This window comes from Actinoplanes derwentensis (assembly GCF_900104725.1).
Classification (GTDB): Bacteria; Actinomycetota; Actinomycetes; order Mycobacteriales; family Micromonosporaceae; genus Actinoplanes; species Actinoplanes derwentensis.
The window spans coordinates 9,938,547-9,954,977 of record NZ_LT629758.1 but is presented as its reverse complement, the minus strand read 5'-3'; the positions used below and the strand labels follow the sequence as shown (position 1 = coordinate 9,954,977).

Here is a 16,431-nt window from a genome sequence, read left to right as displayed (position 1 = left end):
TTGCGCGGACCCGGCGGGACCCGTGGGTTCGGCGGGCGGTGTCAGGCGTACCGAGGGAAGGTCTGCGGTGGGGTGGGGTTTGCCATCCGGCGGTAGTACGGGTCGGTGCGTAGCAAGGTGTCGTGGGTGCCGTCGGCTCGGATCCGGCCCTCGTCGACGACCAGGATGCGGTCGGCGGCGCGGACCGTGGAGAAGCGGTGGGCGATGACGACCAGGGCGCAGACCGCGGCTACCTCGTTCAGGGTGGCGGTGAGGGCGTGCTCGCTGTCCGGGTCGAGGTGGGCGGTGGGTTCGTCGAGCAGGATCAGGTCGGGGCGGGCCAGCAGGCAGCGGGCGATCGCGACCCGCTGGCGCTGGCCGCCGGACAGTCTGCGGCCGTGGTCGCCGACGGGGGTGTCCAGGCCGGCGGGGAGGGCTTCGATCATGCGGTGCAGGCCGGTCATCGCCAGGACCCGGCGGATCTCACCATCGGTGACCGGGGCGGCGCCGTAGAGCAGGTTGTCACGCAGGGTTCCGGCGAGCAGGGGGCAGTCCTGTTCGACCAGGCCGATGGCGGTGCGGTGCCTCGCGTAGGAGGTGAACCGGGACTCCCGGCCGTGCAGCAGGATCGCGCCGTGGTCCGGTTCGTAGAAGCGTTCGGCCAGCGCGAAGATCGTCGACTTACCCGCTCCGGACGGCCCGACCAGGGCGGTCTGGCCGCGGGCCGGGATCGTGAAGCCGACGCCGCGCAGTACCGGGCGGGCCGGGTCGTAGCCGAACCAGACGTCACGGAACTCCAGCACCGGGCCGGACCGCCGGGGTGTGCCGGCCACCCGGACCACCGCGACCGGGCGGTCCCGTTCCACCGGCAGGGCCAGCACCTCGCTGATCCGCTGCAACGCGCCGGTGCCCTGTTGCACGGCGCTGACCGCCTGGAAGATCTCGTAGATCGGCGCGGCCAGATAGGTCATCGCGAGCGTGAACGCGACCAGTTCACCGAGGGTGATCGCCCCGGACGACACCCGGCTCGCACCGACCAGCAGCACCGCCAGGAACGCCCCGCTGACCGCCAGGTCGTTGGCCGGGCCGCTGAGGGCGACCATGCCGGCCATCCGCAGGTTCGCCAGGTACGCCCCCCGGGCCGACGAGTCCAGCCGGCCCGCTTCGACCGCTTCGGCCCGGCACGCCCGGACCAGCCGGATGCCGCCGAGGGCCCGTTCCAGATCGGCGAGCAGCACCCCTTCGGCGGTCTGTGCCGCCCGGGACTCGGTACGGACCCGCCGAACCACCGCCAACAATGCGGCGAACGAGCCACCGAACAGCACCACCACCGCGCCGAGCAGCCACCGGTCCAGCCAGGCCAGCACCCCGATCGCCGCGACCAGCCCGATCGCCCCGGCCAGCCCGGTACCGAGGCTCTGCGCGATCAGGGTCTTGACCGCGGCCGTGTCGCCGCAGGCCCGGGCGATCAGGTCACCGATCCGGCCACCGTCCAGTGCGGACAGCCGCACCCGCAGCAGATGCCCGGTGATGTGCCGGCGCAGGTCCCGGGTCATCGTCTCGCCGGTGTGCGCCTGCACCCAGCGGGCCAGCGCGAGAGCGGCGGCCTGCGCGGCGAACAGGGCGATCAGCGTGCCGATCAACGGCCACGGCAGCCGTCCGGCGGCGGCCGAGTCGACCGCCTCACGGGCCAGCAGCGGCTGAGCGAGAGCCAGCAGAGTGCCGAGGAGGCTGAGCGCGGCCGCGGCGACGATCGAGCGACGGTACCCGCGAGTGAGCCGGCGCAGGTCCATCAACCCCCCTCTCACCAGGAGATCCGACCGTAAGCGGGTGCTCGCGGCGGCGGCAATCGACGTCTCCGGGTGCGAGCGCGGCAAGGGGCGGCCGGTCGTCCTTTCGTAGGATCGGGGTCATGCGTCTGCTGGACTCGCTGCATCAGGAAGCCGATCTCGATCGGGCCGTGGTCACCCCCGAAGGCGAGCTGTCCCGCCATGAGCTGCTCGGCCGGGCCGCCGGGGTGGCGTCGGCGATCGCGGGAGCGCCGATCGTCGCGGTGGAGGCGGTCCCCGGACTGTCGACGATCGTGGCGGTCACCGGGGCGCTGCTGGCCGGGGTACCGATCGTGCCGATCCCGCCGGACGCCGGTTCGCTGGAGCGGGCGCACATCCTGCGCGACTCGGGCGCGACCTTGCTGGATGCCTTCAGCAACGGCCATGGCACGGTTCCGCCGGAGCCACCGTCGTCGGCACCGGCGCTCGTCCTCTACACCAGCGGCACCACCGGCGCCCCGAAAGGTGTCGTCATCTCCCGGTCGGCGGTCGCCGCCGGGCTCGACGGTCTCGCCGCGGCCTGGCAGTGGACCGCCGACGACACCCTGGTCCATGGGCTTCCGCTCTACCACGTGCACGGCCTGGTCCTCGGCGTCCTCGGGCCGCTACGGCTCGGTTCGCGGCTGGTCCACACCCACAAGCCGACCCCGGCGGCGTACGCCTCGACGCCCGGCTCGATGTATTTCGGCGTCCCGACCGTGTGGTCCCGGATCGCCGCCGACCCGTCCGCGGCGCGCGCCCTGGCCCCGGCCCGGCTGCTCGTCTCCGGCAGCGCCCCACTACCGGTACCGGTCTTCGACAATCTCACCGCGTTGACCGGCCAGTCCCCGGTCGAGCGCTACGGCATGACCGAAACCCTGATCACGGTCAGCGCCCGAGCCGACGGCGAACGCCGCCCCGGCCACGTCGGCACCCCACTACCCGGCGTGCTCACCCGGCTGGTCGACGACTCCGGCACCCTCCTGGACCCGGACGGCGAAACCATCGGTCACCTGCAGGTCCGCGGCCCGACCCTGCTCGACGGTTACCTGCACGACGGCGGAGTGCGCCCACCGGCCCTGACCGACGGCTGGTTCCCGACCGGCGACGTAGCCGTGATCGGCCCCGACGGCTGGCACCGCATCGTCGGCCGGGCCTCCACCGACCTGATCAAAACAGGCGGGTACCGGGTAGGCGCCGGCGAGGTCGAGGACACGTTGCTGCTGCACCCGGCCGTCCGGGAAGCCGCGGTTGTCGGCCTGCCGCACGCTGACCTGGGCGAACAGATCACCGCGTTCGTGGTAGCCGACCCGGTAGCCCCCGCCGACCTGATCACTTTCGTCGCCGAACGGCTGGCCGCCCACAAGCGCCCACGAGCCGTCCACCTGGTCGACAGCCTGCCCCGCAACGGCATGGGCAAGGTCCAGAAAAGCGCATTGACCCAGATCAAAACCTAGCTCCGGTACGCCTGACACCGCCCGTCGAACCCACGGGTCCCGCCGGGTCCGCGCAAGGCGGGCGGCCCGCCCGGCCCTTCCCGCGACCGCCGGGCGGAGAGCGTCCCGTGGCTGACCGTCCGCCGGGACACTTCGAGAGCGTCCCGGCCCGTCGGCGAACAGGTCGTTCGGGCCGGTGTAGGCTGCCGGAATTCCTGACCCCGATCGACACATTTGCTGGTTAGAGTGCGCGATCGTGCCTCCTCTCTTCGCTGTCAGCGACATCCACGGCCACCGCGACGAGTTCCGTGCCGTCCTGCGGGACACCGGGCTGACCGACGCCGCCGGGGACTGGTCCGGTGCCGATGCCCGGCTGTGGCTGCTCGGTGACTACTTCGACCGGGGGCCGGACGGGCTGGGCGTGATCGACGACATCCGGCGGCTGACCGGGCAGGCCGCGGCGGCCGGTGGTGAGGTCGGTGCACTGCTCGGCAACCACGAGGTGCAGCTTCTCGGCGCGCACCGGTTCGGTGCGGCCCCCATCCCGGGCTGGGAGGCGCGGGCCGACGGCTGGTACGGGGCCTGGCTGCAGTACGGCGGCCGCGACAGCGACCTGCGCGGCCTGACTCCCGAGCACCTCGCGTGGTTGTCCTCGCTGCCGGCGCTGGCCCTGGTCGGTGATCATCTGCTGATGCACTGCGACAGCACCCGCTATCTGGAGTTCGCCGGCGACCTCGACGAGGTGAACACGATCGTGGCCGAGCAGATCACCGGCACCGACTCGGGTGTGTGGCTCTATTTCGTCAGCCGGATGAGTGGCCGCGGCGAACTGTCCGCCCCGGCTGCGGTCGACGCGCTGCTCGGCGCGTACGGCGGATCGGTGATCGTGCACGGGCACAGCACGCTGATGAGTTACTTCGGCTACACCCCGGAGACGATCAAGGAGCCGCACCGGTACGGCGACGGCCGGGTCCTGGCGATCGACGGCGGCGTTTTCGAGGGTGGCCGCCTCCTGGTCGCGGAGCTGAGTACGGTTCGGTGATGACCTGTTCGTGTCCCGAGTGCGGATCGGCCGGGGTTCCGCTGATCTTCGGTCTGCCGGTGCCGGAGGCCCAGGAGGCCGCCCGGCACGGGGAGCTGGCGCTCGGCGGCTGCATGATGCCCGCCGAGCCGCCGAACTGGCAGTGTCCGCACGGTCATCGATGGTGGGACGCCGACGAGACCGGGTGGGATGAGCAGTTGCTGACCGTGCTGGCCGCGCACGGTTACCCGGTGGACTGACTTTCCCGGCCGTCCGGTCCACAGGTTTGGCACAGGTTCGCGATGAACACCGTTGCGTCCATACGGTACCGTTTCGCCGCGCCGGTTCGCAGGCATCATCGTCGATACCGGCATGCCCGAGTAGCCGCGGAACGGGGATTTTGTGAAGAGACGTGTGGGCGTGACGGCCCTGGCCGCCGCCGTTGTCCTGAGTGGCTGTTCGTCGGAGTCCGAGCCGGCGCAGACCCCGGGCCTCGAAGCCAGGGGAACCGTGCTGACCACCGTGAAGCCGGCCCGCAAGGACCTGACGAACCAGATCAGCCTGACCGGGAAGGTGACCATCAACCCGGTGTTCGGCCTGGTCGCCCCGGCGGCCGGCGAGATCCGGTATGTCGACCGCAAGCCGAGCAGCAATCCGGTGGACCGGCGGACCTGGGTGGCCACGGTCTGGAAGGACGGCGCACCGCGCCGGGTGGAGATCCCGATCGGGTCGGTGATGGCCGGCCGTCTGATGGAGGACCGGGCACCGGTCTCCAAGGGGATGCCGGTCGTGTCGGCCAAGCACATCGGTTACGGCATCGTGGCGGACATCGACAGTGCCCAGGCGTACCGGATCTCCGGGTCCGTCGAGTCGATCAAGGCGCAGATCAAGAACGGGCCGGGCCCGTTCGAGTGTGAGCCGGTGGGCACCATCGCGGCGCTGCCGGCCGGGATCCTGCCCGAGCCGGAACCGACCGGCACCACGAAGCCGGAGGCGAATCCGTCCGGAAAGCCGGTGGCACCGGTCGAGGAGCCGGGCGCGGCTTCCGGGGGCGAGGGTTCCGAGCCGACCGGTCTGCGGCTGGTCTGTGTCGCCCCGGCGAAGACCCGGCTGATCAACGGCTCCGACGTGACACTCGACGTGATCACCGGCCGGGCGAAGAACGCCCTGGTCCTGCCGGTCGAGGCTGTCGCCGGGCTGTCCGGCAAGGGCAAGGTCGACCTGGTGATCGGTGACGATCGGCAGCGCAAGACGATCGACGTGGAACTGGGCATCTCCGACGGCAAGGTGGTCCAGATCAAGAAGGGCCTGGTCGGCAACGAGACCATCGCGGTTCCCGGGCCGAACCTGCCGACTCCGGCGCCGGCCGAGGTGACCGGGTGACGGCGCTGATCCAGCTCTCCGGGATCACCAAGATCCTCAAAGGACAGGAGCAGCCGCGTACGATCCTGGACGGTGTGAGCCTCGACGTGCACGCCGGGCAGAGCCTCGCCATCGTCGGCCGCTCCGGCTCCGGCAAGAGCACCCTGCTCAGCATCCTGGGCCTGTTCGACCGCCCGGACCAGGGCAGTTACGTCCTGGACGGCACCGACATCAGCCGGCTGCCCGAACGCCGGGCGGCGAAGCTGCGCAGCTCGCACTACGGTTTCGTGTTCCAGCGGTTCTTCCTGCTCAAGCACCTGACGGCCGCGCAGAACGTGGCGATGGCGCTGGTCAACGGGCAGGGCTGGCTGCCACGGCGGCAGCGCCGGGTCAGAGTGATGCAGGCCCTCGAGGAGGTCGGCATCGCGCATCTGGCGAAGAACCGGCCGGGCCGGATGTCCGGTGGTGAGCAGCAGCGGGTGGCGATCGCCCGGGCCCTGGTCCGGGAGCCGAAGATCCTGCTGGCCGACGAGCCGACCGGCGCCCTGGACACCGAGACCGGCACGCTGGTGATCGACGCGCTGCAGTCGGTGACCGCACGCGGTTGTTCGCTGATCCTGGTCACTCACGACCGGGACCACGCCGCCCGGATGGGCCGCGTCGTGCACCTGGAGGCCGGCGTGCTGACCGAGCAGGTGGCGGTATGACCGGGCGGAGCGAGCGTCATGATCGCGCCTTTTCGCGGGATTTCGGAGGCACAGTTTGATGCGGCTGTCGGGACGGTTCCGGTCGGCCTTGATCATCGGGCTGCAGGGGATCCGGTCCCGTAAGACGCGCACCCTGCTGTCCATGGTCAGTCTCTTCCTCGGCGTGCTGGCCGTGGTGGTGGTGCAGGCCGGTGCGAGCATCGCCGAGCGGGCCGTGCTCGCCGACCTGGAACTCTACGAGGGCCTGGACGGCACCACGGTGATGGAGATGGGCGGCAGCTCGGCCCAGATCGGCCCGGTCGTGGTGGACACCGTCGCCGGCCGGGACGACGCGGTCGCCATGACCGGCATGTCGGCGATCATCGGCGAGCCCGGGGTGCGGCCGGTGAACGAGGGGGCCAGCCCGTTCGACGAGAACTACGGGGGCGGCGGCCCGCCGATGAACTGTGACAACACCGGCTGTTACGAGATCCCGGCGGCAGAGCTGGCGCCGCAGGGGCAGGCGATCGAGGTCCGGTTGACTGCTCTGACGGGTGACGTCCGGAAGTTCCGGCCGTACCGCCCGCAGTCAGGGCAGTGGCTGGACTTCACCACCATGCCGTCGCTGGCGCCGAAACTGGTGCTGAACAAGGAGGCGGCGAAGGGCTTCGAGCGGTACCGGGTTCCGGCCGAGATGCGGATCCCCGGCTCCTCGTCGAACCTGACTCCGCAGATCGTCGGGGTGGTCGACGACGCCGATTCGCAGCCGCGCGCCTACGTGCGGATGGACGAGCTGACCCATTGGGTGCCGGTCAGCAAGCTGGTCGACCCGAACTGGACCGAGGTGCGGGTCATGATGACCACGCCGACGCCGGTGGAGCAGGTGCTGACCTCGAAGCTCAAGGCGATCAATGTCGAGCCGTACACCCATGTGGTCAACTCCCGTGAGGACCAGCAGGATCAGCTGGCCCTGATGCGGATGATCTTCCTGGCGATGGCGGGCCTGGTCCTGCTGATCGGTGTGGCCGGCATCCTGAACGTCGGGCTGGCCACGGTCGGCGAGCGGGTCGAGGAGTTCGCGCTGCGCCGGGCGGTCGGCACGCCACGGGCTCTGCTGGCCGGCATCGTGCTGGCCGAGACCCTGATCACCGGTCTGCTCACCGCGGCGCTGGCGATCGCGGCCAGCGCGGCCGCCCTGAAGGTGGTGGTCAGCGTGGCGGGTAGTTCGCAGCCGTTCCTGCAGGGTGTGGTGTTCCCCTGGGACGCCGGGGTGGCCGGGGTGATCGCCGGTTTGATCGCCGGCGTGCTGGGTGGTCTGATCCCGGCGATCCGTGCGGCCGGCATTCCGATCGCCACGGTCATGCGGGCCTGATATTTCCCGACATTCCCCCGGGTATCACCAGAGCCCGGGGGAATGGCGAGAAATAATCGCGGACAGAAGTCCGACAATTCATTTAGCGGGGTGGATCCCTGCCAATGACGTTGCTATCGTCTCCCCCGTTCCGAGAATTGATCATGATCATTATCGGCGAACGGGGTCGGCTTTGCTACGAAGACGTTCATTCGTGACATCGGTCGCGGCGGGTCTGGGTCTCGCCCTGGCCGGCTGCGGCCGCGACGAGACCGGCCGCATCGATCTGCACAACCCGCCCAGCGGCCCGATCGTCCTCGGTTTCTCCCAGGTCGGCGCGGAGAGCGGCTGGCGGCTGGCGAACACCGCCTCGATCAAGAAGGCTGCCGAGCGCAACCGGGTCGACCTGCTCTTCAAGGACGCCGACGGCGACCAGAAACGGCAGCTGGCGGACATCCGCTCGTTCATCGACGCCCGGGTCACCGCGATCGCCTTCTCCCCCGTGGTGGAGAAGGGCTACGACGACGTGCTGCGCCAGGCCCGGGATGCGAAGATCCCGGTGATCCTCACCGACCGGCTGATCGAGACCGCGGATCCGTCGCTCTACATCAGCTCGATCGGCGCCGAGTTCACCTCGGAGGGCAACCTGGCCGCCATCTACCTGGAGAACGACTACAACGGCGTCGACCAGACGGTGAACGTGGTGCAGATCCTCGGCACCTCCGGCGCCACCCCGACCAAGCTGCGGTCCGAGGGGTTCGCCGCCACCGCGAGCCGGACCGGGAAACTCAAGATCGTCGCGAGTGAGACCGGGAACTGGACGGTCGACGGCGGCGAGGCCGCGATGCGCAAACTGATCCGCCGGGTGCCGCGCATCGACGCGGTGTTCGCGCAGAACGACGACATGGGACTGGGTGCGGTGAAGGCGCTGGAGGCCGTCGGCCGCAAACCCGGCACCGACGTCCGGCTGGTCACCGTCGACGCCACCAAGAAAGGCCTGCAGAGCCTGGCCGCGGGCAAACTGAACTATGTCGTCGAGTGCAGCCCGCTGATCGGCGAACAGTTGATGGGCGTGGTCGTCGCCATCTTCCTCGGCGCGCGGGTCGAAAAGCGCATCTCGTCGGAGAAGAACGTCTTCGACTCAGATTCCGCGAAAGACGTTCTGGGCGACCGCCCGTACTGAAAGGCGGCCGCCCATACCGAAAGGCGACCGCCTTGAAGATCAATCTCCGACGGCCTTGAAAAGGGCGGCCACCTCGGCGGCGGAAAGGTGCCGGAAACCGCCGGGGCGCAGATCACCGAGACGGATCGGGCCCACCGCGGTACGGATCAGCCGGGTCACCGGGTGCCCCACCGCGTCCATCATCCGGCGCACGATGTGCTTGCGGCCCTCGTGCAGCACGATCTCCACCTGAGCCGTCTTGCCCATCGCGTCGACCAGCCGGAACGAGTCGACCTTCGCCGGGCCGTCCTCCAGCTCGACGCCCTTCTGCAGGGCCCGGCCCACGGTGCGCGGCAGCGGCCCGACCACCTCGGCCAGGTAGGTCTTGTTGATCTCGTACGACGGGTGCATCAGCTTGTGCGCCAGCCCGCCGTCGTTGGTGAACAGCAGCAGCCCCTCGGACTCGGCGTCGAGCCGGCCCACGTGGAACAGCCGCTGCTCGAAGTTGGCGCCGAGGAAGTCGGCCAGCTCGGTGCGGCCCTTCTCGTCGTCGAGGCTGGAGACCACGCCGCGCGGCTTGTTGAGCGCGACGTAGACGAGCTTGGTGTTGGTGATCACCCGTTGCCCGTCGACGTGGATCTCCGCCGTGGCGGGGTCGACCTTGTCGCCGAGCCTGGCGACCCGGCCGTTGACGGTGACGCGCCGCCGGAAGATCAGATCTTCGCAGGCGCGCCGGGATCCAACACCGGCAGATGCCAGGACCTTCTGGAGGCGTTCGGCGGTGTCAGCCTGAGGCATCGAGCACTTCTTCCACATCGTCGGGCAGGAATGGAGCGAGCGGCGGCAACTGATCAACCGAGTTGAGGCCCAGCTTCTCGAGGAACAACGGCGTCGTCCGGTACAGGTATGCCCCGGTTTCCGGCTCGGTGCCGCACTCCTCGATCAGGCCGCGAGTGACCAGCGTACGCATGACCCCGTCACAGTTCACACCGCGGATGGCTGAGATGCGGGAACGAGTCACCGGTTGTTTGTACGCGACCACGGCGAGTGTCTCCAGCGCCGCCTGGGTCAGCCGCACCGACTGGCCGTCCAGGACGAAGCGTTCGACGTACGCCGCATACTCCGGCCGAGTGTAGAGCCGCCACCCACCGGCCGCCCGCCGCAGGTCGATGCCGTGCCCGGCCGCGGTGTAACGCGCCGACACGTTCTCCAGGGACCGGGCGATCCGTTCCACCGGCTGTTCCAGGACCTGCGCCAACTGCAACTCGCCGACCGGCTCATCGACGACCAGCATGATCGATTCGAGGGTCGCCGCGAGTTCGGCGTCGTCCATCAAAACCGGCGCTGGGGTACGAATGACCTGTTCGACCGCCGCCGTGGCCCCCTCCCGGGGCCGCCGTGGCTGAACCGGCACCGACGCGACGGGCTCCACCGCGCGCGATTCAGGCTCGGGTTCCGGCACGGCCACGACCGGCTCACGCTCAGCAACGACAGCAACCGGCACGAACTCCGGCTCCGCGACGGCCTCGACCGGCACGGATTCGGGCCCCTCGGCCCCATTGTCGTACATTTCAGAAATGTCGTGAATCGAGGGGAAGGAGGGAGTGGGCTCCTCGACCGGCGGCTCGGGATCCTCGGCCTGCGGCTCGGGCGCTTCGACCAGTGGCTCGGGATCCTCCGCCGGCGACTCGGGGTCCTGGACCGTTGCCGGGAAGTCCGGGTCCGGGTCTCGGCGGCGTTCCCATGGGGGCACCCACGCCGCCGCCTGCGCGGCCAGGCTCTCCGGACGCTCCTCGCTGCTCACGATGTCTCCTCCACGGCCGCCGGCTCGTCCGCCGGAGCCTCCTCGTCAAGATCGGCGGGGTGGGCGCCCGAGTCAAGCGCCGCACCCGCAGGTTCGTCCGAACCGGTGGTCTCCTCGACCGGTTTGCTGCCCTCGTAGTCGTCGATGTCGAGGTCGACATCGGCCGCATCGTCACCGCCGACCCATCGGACGATCAGTTCGTCCAGCGACACCGGCTGTTCGAATTCGATCAGCCCTTCCCGGTACAGCTCCAGCAGCGCCAGGAACCGGGCCACCACTTCGAGGGTGTTCTCGCAGTCCGCGATGAGCAGGGTGAACGTGGCGGATCCGGCCCGCCGCAGCCGGTCCCGCAGCAGCCCGGCGTGTTCCCGGACGCTGACCCGCACCTGGTGGATGTGCGCGATGGAGACCTCGGGCGGCCCGGGTTTGGGCAGGAAACTGCGGAGTGCGAGCTTCAGCATCCGCTCCGGCCCCACACCGAGGACCAGTTCGGGGAGGGCGTCGGCGTACCGCGCCTCCAGAGAGACCTGCCGCGGCCAGCGACGCGCCCCGACCGCCTCGAGCTCGGCGATGTGCGCGGCGGCCTCTTTGAAGGCCTTGTACTGCAGAAGCCGGGTGAAGAGCAGGTCGCGCGCCTCCAGCAGGGCGAGGTCCTCCTCGTCCTCGACCTCGGCGGCGGGCAGCAGCCGGGCCGCCTTGAGGTCGAGCAGAGTGGCCGCGACCAGCAGGAACTCGCTGGTCTCGCCGAGGTCCCAGTCGTCGCCCATGGCCCGGATGTAGGCGATGAAGTCGTCGGTGACCTGGTGCAGCGCGATCTCGGTGACGTCGAGTTTGTGCTTGCCGATGAGCTGCAGGAGCAGGTCGAAGGGGCCGGTGAAGTTCTCCAGCCGGACGGTGAAGCCGGTGGTCTCGGCATCTGCGGGCGTCGGCTGGTCGGGCTCGTCAAGCACGTGCCGACCGTAGACCATGCCGGTGACTAGTTGATCCTGGCGCACGCTTCTTCAACGCCATCAGCGGTGCGGGGTTGCTCCGCACCTGCGTTACCGGCCGGTTACGTTTCTTCACGATCCCGGTTACGCTGCGGCGATGCGGTCACTGATCTCGCCCCGGCTGCTCCTGCGCGAGTGGGAGGAGAAGGATGTCGACTTCCTTCTCGACATGTACTCGCGCTGGGAGGTGTCGCGTTATCTCGGTGCGGCACCAAGGGTTCTGGACGGCCCCGACGACGCGGTCGCGACCCTCACCCGTTGGCGGAACCGGCAGGACGACGTGCACACCATCTGGGCGATCCAGGACCGGGCGACCGGTCATCTGCTCGGCACCGCCCTGCTCGTGCCGCTGATGGCCTCCGGCGAGGAGCTGACACCCGCTGAGGAGACCGAGATCGGCTGGCATCTGCACCCGAACGCGTGGGGTAAGGGTTATGCCACCGAAGCGGCGAACGCGGTGATGGCGTACGCGGCCCGGTCCGGGATCTCGCCGGTGTTCGCGGTCACCTGGCCGGAGAACACAGCCTCACAGGCGGTGTGCCGACGGCTCGGCATGAGCCACGTCGGACAGACGGACCGCTACTACAACATGACGTGCGAGCTGTTCACCAACCAGAAGTGACGGGCCACCGGGCGGGTGGCCCGGCGGCCCGGTGGATCACTTCTTCTTGGCTTTGGGAGCCTTCTCGACCTTGACGGCCTTGGGCGCCTTGACGGCCTTGACGGCCTTCGGAGCCTTCTCGGCCTTCTTGGCCTTGGGCGCCTTCGGGGTCTCGACCACGACGGGTGCGACGACGGCCTTCTTGGCCTTCTTCTCCTTGACCGGAGCCTCTACGGCCTTGACGGCCTTCTTCGCCTTGGCCTTGACGGCTTCCTTGGTCTTCGCCATGTCAGCCTCCCTTCGTCGTGATCCCGCGCTACCGAACGAGAGCGCGTGGTGACGGCGACTGTAGACGCTCTCGCAAAATCTGGCATTCAGGTGACCAAAGTGAGATGTTCACCATCGGTTCACCGGCGTGTGCAGAGCGAAGGTGAGCGGCTCACTCGCGGCTGAAAAAGACGGCACACTCGACGGCCCGCCGCCAGTTGGTGTACTCCCGTTCCCGGCGACCGGCGTCCAGCACCGGCCGCCAACTGCCGGCCCGGTGCCGGTTGGCGCGCAGGTCCCGCAGGTCCGACCAGTACCCGACGGCGAGCCCGGCCGCGTAGGCGGCACCCAGCGACACCGTCTCAGCGACCATCGGCCGGACCACCGGCACCTGGAGGAAGTCGGCGACGATCTGCATCAGCAGGTTGTCGGCGGTCATTCCACCGTCGACGTTGAGGGCGGTCAGAGCCAGGCCGGAGTCGGCGTTCATGGCGTCGACCACGTCCCGGGTCTGCCAGCCGGTCGCTTCCAGGACCGCACGAGCCAGATGACCCTTGGTGATGTACGAGGTCAGGCCCACGATCACGCCCCGGGCCTCGCTGTGCCAGTAGGGCGCGAACAGGCCGGAGAACGCCGGGACGATGTAGCAGCCACCGTTGTCGCCGACCGCACCGGCGAGGGTCTCGATCTCGGAGGCGGTGCCGATCAGTCCCAGGCCGTCACGCACCCACTGCACGAGCGAACCGGCGATCGCGATCGAACCCTCCAGCGCGAACACCGGCTTCTCGGCGCCGATCCGGTAACCGACCGTGGTGATCAGGCCGTGCCGGGACCACACCGGCGTGGTGCCGGTGTTCAACAGCAGGAAACCGCCGGTGCCGTACGTGCACTTGGCCTCACCGGGCTCGAAACACGTCTGCCCGAACAGTGCCGCCGACTGGTCCCCGATCGCGGCGGCGATCGGCACGCCCGGCAGCACCGCCTCGGCCGTCCCGTAGACCTCGGACGACGACCGGATCTCCGGAAGCATCGCCCGCGGGATCCGGAACAGCGCCAGCAGTTCGGGATCCCATTCCAAATCGGACAGATTCATCAGCATGGTACGGCTGGCGTTCGTCACGTCGGTGATGTGCAGGCCACCGGTCAGGTTCCAGATCAGCCAGCTGTCCATGGTGCCGAACAGCACTTCCCCGCGTGCCGCACGGTCCCGCAGCCCGGGTGTGTGGTCCAGCAGCCACTGGATCTTGGTGGCGGAGAAGTAGGTGGCCGGTGGCAGCCCGGTCTTGTTCCGCACGAAGTCCACGTCGATGGTGGAGACGTCGGTGCGGGTGTCCTGCCAGACGATCGCCGGAGCCACCGGGACGCCGGTCGCCCGGTCCCACAGCACCGTCGTCTCCCGCTGGTTGGCGATCCCGATCGCCGCCACCTGCGACGACTCGATGCCCGCCTCGCGCAGTGCCTTCCTGATCAGTTTCTGCAGGTCCCGCCAGATCCGGGCGGCGTCGTGCTCCACCCAGCCGGGCCGGGGATAGGACTGCTGATGCTCGACCCGCACCACCGACACCACTGTCGCGCGCCGGTCGAACAGGATGCACCGCGTCGACGTGGTCCCCTGATCCACCGCCAGCACGTAACTCATGACTGCACCTCGCGGGAGATCGACCGGGCCGCCGCGACGACCTGGTCCACCAGGTGCGGGCGGGGCTGGCGCCGGGTGTCGGTGACCCGTTCCACCGGGCCGGCGATGCCGATCGCCCCGACGACCAGGCCACCGGACGTGCGCACCGGCGCGGCGACCGCGGCGAGTCCGGGACGCCACTCCTCGACGGAGAGACCCCAGCCGCGGGCGCGGGTCACGGTCAGGTCCTGGCGCAGGCCGTCGTGGCTGGTCACCGTTCTTCTGGTGTACGCGTCCAGCCCGGCCGTCAGCACCGAGGCGGCGGCCGTGGCGTGGTACGCCAGCAGCACCTTGCCGAGGGCCGTGGCGTGCGCGGGTAGACGTACGCCAGTGTCCAGATTCTGGGCGGAATCGTCGGGACGGAACACGTGGTGCACCACGAGCACCTGTCCGTCGCGGAACACTCCCAGCCGAGCCTCCTCGCCGCTGCGTGCCGCGAGAGCGTCCGCCCAGTTCAGGGCGCGGCCGCGCAGCTCGTTGTCGTCGATGCCGGCTGAGGACAGGTCGAGCAGCCCCCGGCCGAGGCGGTAGCGGGCGGTGCGCGGGTCCTGTTCGACGAAACCGACGTGCTCCAAGGTGCGCAGGATGCCGTGGGCGGTCGATTTCGGCCAGCCGAGCGCGTCGGCGATCTCCTTGACGCGCAGCCGGTCCTCCCCCGTGGCGAGCAGGCGCAACACGGCTGAGGAGCGCTCGATGGACTGGATCAGGCCGGGCACGTGCGACATTGTCGCACGCACCGCGTTGCCGCACCCCGGATCGGCTCCCTAACGTCGCGCAAGTCGAGGACGGGAGGCACTTGTGGCGCAGTACATCGGCGCGCTCGATCAGGGCACCACCAGCACGCGGTTCATGATCTTCGACCGGGCGGGGCACGAGATCGGCCGGCACCAGCTGGAACACCGGCAGATCCAGCCACGATCCGGATGGGTCGAGCACGACCCGTCGGAGATCTGGGAGAACACCCTCAAGACCATCGCGGTGGCGCTCGCCGACACCGGGCTGGCCCCGGCCGACCTGGCCGCGATCGGGATCACCAACCAGCGGGAGACCGCCGTGCTGTGGGACCGGCTGACCGGCGAACCGGTCGCCCCGGCGATCGTCTGGCAGGACACCCGCACCGATTACCTGGTGGCCCGGCTCGACGCCGCATTGATACAGGACCGCACCGGGCTGCCGCCGGCCACCTACTTCTCCGCCACCAAGGTCCAGTGGCTGCTGGAGAACACCCCCGGCCTGCTCGCACGGGCCGAGAAGGGCGAGGTGCTGTTCGGCACCGTCGACTCGTGGCTGATCTGGAACCTGACCGGTGGAAAGCATCTGACCGACGTCACCAACGCCAGTCGTACGATGCTGATGAGCCTTTCGACCTTGGACTGGGACGACGAACTCCTGGCGATCTTCGGCATCCCGCGGGCGATGCTGCCGGAGATCAAGTCGTCCGGCGAGATCTACGGGACCGCCGACGCCGCCCTGCCCGGCGTGCCGATCGCCGCCACCCTCGGTGACCAGCAGGCCGCCCTGTTCGGGCAGACCTGTTTCGAGCCCGGCGAGGCCAAGTGCACGTACGGCACCGGCGGCTTCCTGCTGATGAACACCGGCACCACCCCGGTCCGGTCCAGCCACGGCCTGATCACCACGGTCGCCTACCGCTTCGGCGAGGCGGCCCCGGTCTTCGCCCTGGAAGGTTCGATCGCCGCGTGCGGATCCGCCATCCAGTGGCTGCGGGACCAGGTCGGCATGTTCGAGACCTCAGCCGACAGCGAGACTCTCGCCGCGAGCGTCGACGACAGTGACGGCGTCTGCTTCGTCCCGGCGTTCTCCGGCCTGTACGCGCCCTACTGGCGTCCCGACGCGCGCGGCGCCATCGTCGGCCTGTCCCGCTTCCACACCGCCGCCCACATCACCCGGGCCGCTCTGGAGGCGATCAGCTACCAGACCCGTGACGTGGTCGAGGCGATGGCTCAGGACACCGGCACCGCCCTGGACGCCCTGCAGGTCGACGGCGGTGTCACCGCCAACGCGCTCTGCATGCAACTCCAGTCCGACATCCTCGGCGTCCCGGTCAGCCGGCCGGTCGTCGCCGAGACCACCGCGCTCGGTGCCGCGTACGCCGCCGGGCTCGCCATCGGGTTCTGGAAGTCGCTCGACGAGTTGCGCGCCAACCGGCACGAGGACCGGCGCTGGCAGCCGTCCTGGTCGGCGGAACGCCGCGCCGGAGGCATCACCCGCTGGCACGCGGCCATCGACCGCACCCTCGACTGGGTCAGCGTCAGCTGACCGCCTGAAG

Annotated in this window: 16 protein-coding genes; 9 read left to right on the top strand and 7 right to left on the bottom strand. The window is 69.7% G+C overall.

Going from position 1 to position 16,431, the window contains the following annotated elements; translation table 11 throughout:
• Positions 1-41: 41 nt before the first annotated feature.
• A complete protein-coding gene (locus BLU81_RS44525; protein ID WP_092555412.1) occupies positions 42-1,772 on the bottom strand; it encodes an ABC transporter ATP-binding protein in 1,731 nt (576 codons plus the stop codon).
• A 119-nt stretch (positions 1,773-1,891) separates the two neighbouring features.
• Between BLU81_RS44525 and BLU81_RS44520 the strand changes: the two genes are divergently transcribed.
• The 7 genes from BLU81_RS44520 (at position 1,892) to BLU81_RS44490 (ending at position 8,826) form a co-directional block, all read left to right on the top strand.
• Positions 1,892-3,244: an AMP-binding protein gene (locus BLU81_RS44520; protein ID WP_092555410.1), complete on the top strand. Its 1,353-nt coding sequence runs from the start codon at positions 1,892-1,894 to the stop codon at positions 3,242-3,244.
• A 235-nt stretch (positions 3,245-3,479) separates the two neighbouring features.
• On the top strand, positions 3,480-4,265 hold the full coding sequence (locus BLU81_RS44515) for a metallophosphoesterase (RefSeq protein ID WP_197686046.1): 786 nt from the start codon (positions 3,480-3,482) through the stop codon (positions 4,263-4,265).
• Entirely contained in the window at positions 4,265-4,504 is a 240-nt protein-coding gene (locus BLU81_RS44510) for a hypothetical protein (protein WP_092555406.1), read from the top strand. The genes BLU81_RS44515 and BLU81_RS44510 overlap by 1 nt, the downstream gene beginning before the upstream one ends.
• A gap of 142 nt (positions 4,505-4,646) precedes the next feature.
• Positions 4,647-5,627, top strand: coding sequence for an efflux RND transporter periplasmic adaptor subunit (locus tag BLU81_RS44505; RefSeq protein ID WP_092555404.1), 981 nt, complete (start codon positions 4,647-4,649; stop codon positions 5,625-5,627).
• On the top strand, positions 5,624-6,313 hold the full coding sequence (locus tag BLU81_RS44500) for an ABC transporter ATP-binding protein (protein ID WP_092555402.1): 690 nt from the start codon (positions 5,624-5,626) through the stop codon (positions 6,311-6,313). Before BLU81_RS44505 ends, BLU81_RS44500 begins: the two co-directional genes overlap by 4 nt.
• Positions 6,314-6,371: 58 nt before the next feature.
• Entirely contained in the window at positions 6,372-7,664 is a 1,293-nt protein-coding gene (locus BLU81_RS44495) for an ABC transporter permease (RefSeq protein ID WP_231953826.1), read from the top strand.
• Between the two features lie 193 nt (positions 7,665-7,857).
• Positions 7,858-8,826, top strand: coding sequence for an ABC transporter substrate-binding protein (locus BLU81_RS44490; protein ID WP_157752033.1), 969 nt, complete (start codon positions 7,858-7,860; stop codon positions 8,824-8,826).
• 39 nt (positions 8,827-8,865) lie between these two features.
• Here the strand turns inward: BLU81_RS44490 and BLU81_RS44485 are convergent, their stop codons facing one another.
• Genes BLU81_RS44485 through BLU81_RS44475 form a run of 3 tightly spaced genes read right to left on the bottom strand, consistent with a single transcriptional unit; the run spans position 8,866 to position 11,577 of the window.
• Entirely contained in the window at positions 8,866-9,621 is a 756-nt protein-coding gene (locus tag BLU81_RS44485; protein WP_092555396.1) for a pseudouridine synthase, read from the bottom strand.
• Positions 9,590-10,609, bottom strand: coding sequence for an SMC-Scp complex subunit ScpB (gene scpB / locus BLU81_RS44480; RefSeq protein WP_092555394.1), 1,020 nt, complete (start codon positions 10,607-10,609; stop codon positions 9,590-9,592). Before scpB ends, BLU81_RS44485 begins: the two co-directional genes overlap by 32 nt.
• A complete protein-coding gene (locus BLU81_RS44475; RefSeq protein ID WP_092555392.1) occupies positions 10,606-11,577 on the bottom strand; it encodes a segregation and condensation protein A in 972 nt (323 codons plus the stop codon). The genes scpB and BLU81_RS44475 overlap by 4 nt, the downstream gene beginning before the upstream one ends.
• Positions 11,578-11,695: 118 nt before the next feature.
• Here BLU81_RS44475 and BLU81_RS44470 point away from each other — a divergent pair, with 118 nt between their 5' ends.
• Complete coding sequence (locus tag BLU81_RS44470) at positions 11,696-12,220, top strand: GNAT family N-acetyltransferase (RefSeq protein WP_092555390.1); 525 nt, start codon at positions 11,696-11,698, stop codon at positions 12,218-12,220.
• 36 nt (positions 12,221-12,256) lie between these two features.
• Here the strand turns inward: BLU81_RS44470 and BLU81_RS44465 are convergent, their stop codons facing one another.
• The 3 genes from BLU81_RS44465 to BLU81_RS44455 form a co-directional block, all read right to left on the bottom strand.
• Positions 12,257-12,487, bottom strand: coding sequence for a hypothetical protein (locus BLU81_RS44465; protein ID WP_157752032.1), 231 nt, complete (start codon positions 12,485-12,487; stop codon positions 12,257-12,259).
• Between the two features lie 151 nt (positions 12,488-12,638).
• On the bottom strand, positions 12,639-14,105 hold the full coding sequence (gene glpK, locus BLU81_RS44460; RefSeq protein WP_092555388.1) for a glycerol kinase GlpK: 1,467 nt from the start codon (positions 14,103-14,105) through the stop codon (positions 12,639-12,641).
• Complete coding sequence (locus tag BLU81_RS44455) at positions 14,102-14,860, bottom strand: IclR family transcriptional regulator (RefSeq protein ID WP_092558547.1); 759 nt, start codon at positions 14,858-14,860, stop codon at positions 14,102-14,104. The genes glpK (BLU81_RS44460) and BLU81_RS44455 overlap by 4 nt, the downstream gene beginning before the upstream one ends.
• Positions 14,861-14,942: 82 nt before the next feature.
• On the opposite strand from BLU81_RS44455, the gene glpK (BLU81_RS44450) reads away from it, so the two are divergent.
• Positions 14,943-16,421 (top strand): glycerol kinase GlpK, encoded by a 1,479-nt coding sequence (gene glpK, locus BLU81_RS44450; protein ID WP_092555386.1) that lies wholly within the window; start codon positions 14,943-14,945, stop codon positions 16,419-16,421.
• Positions 16,422-16,431 lie beyond the last annotated feature (10 nt).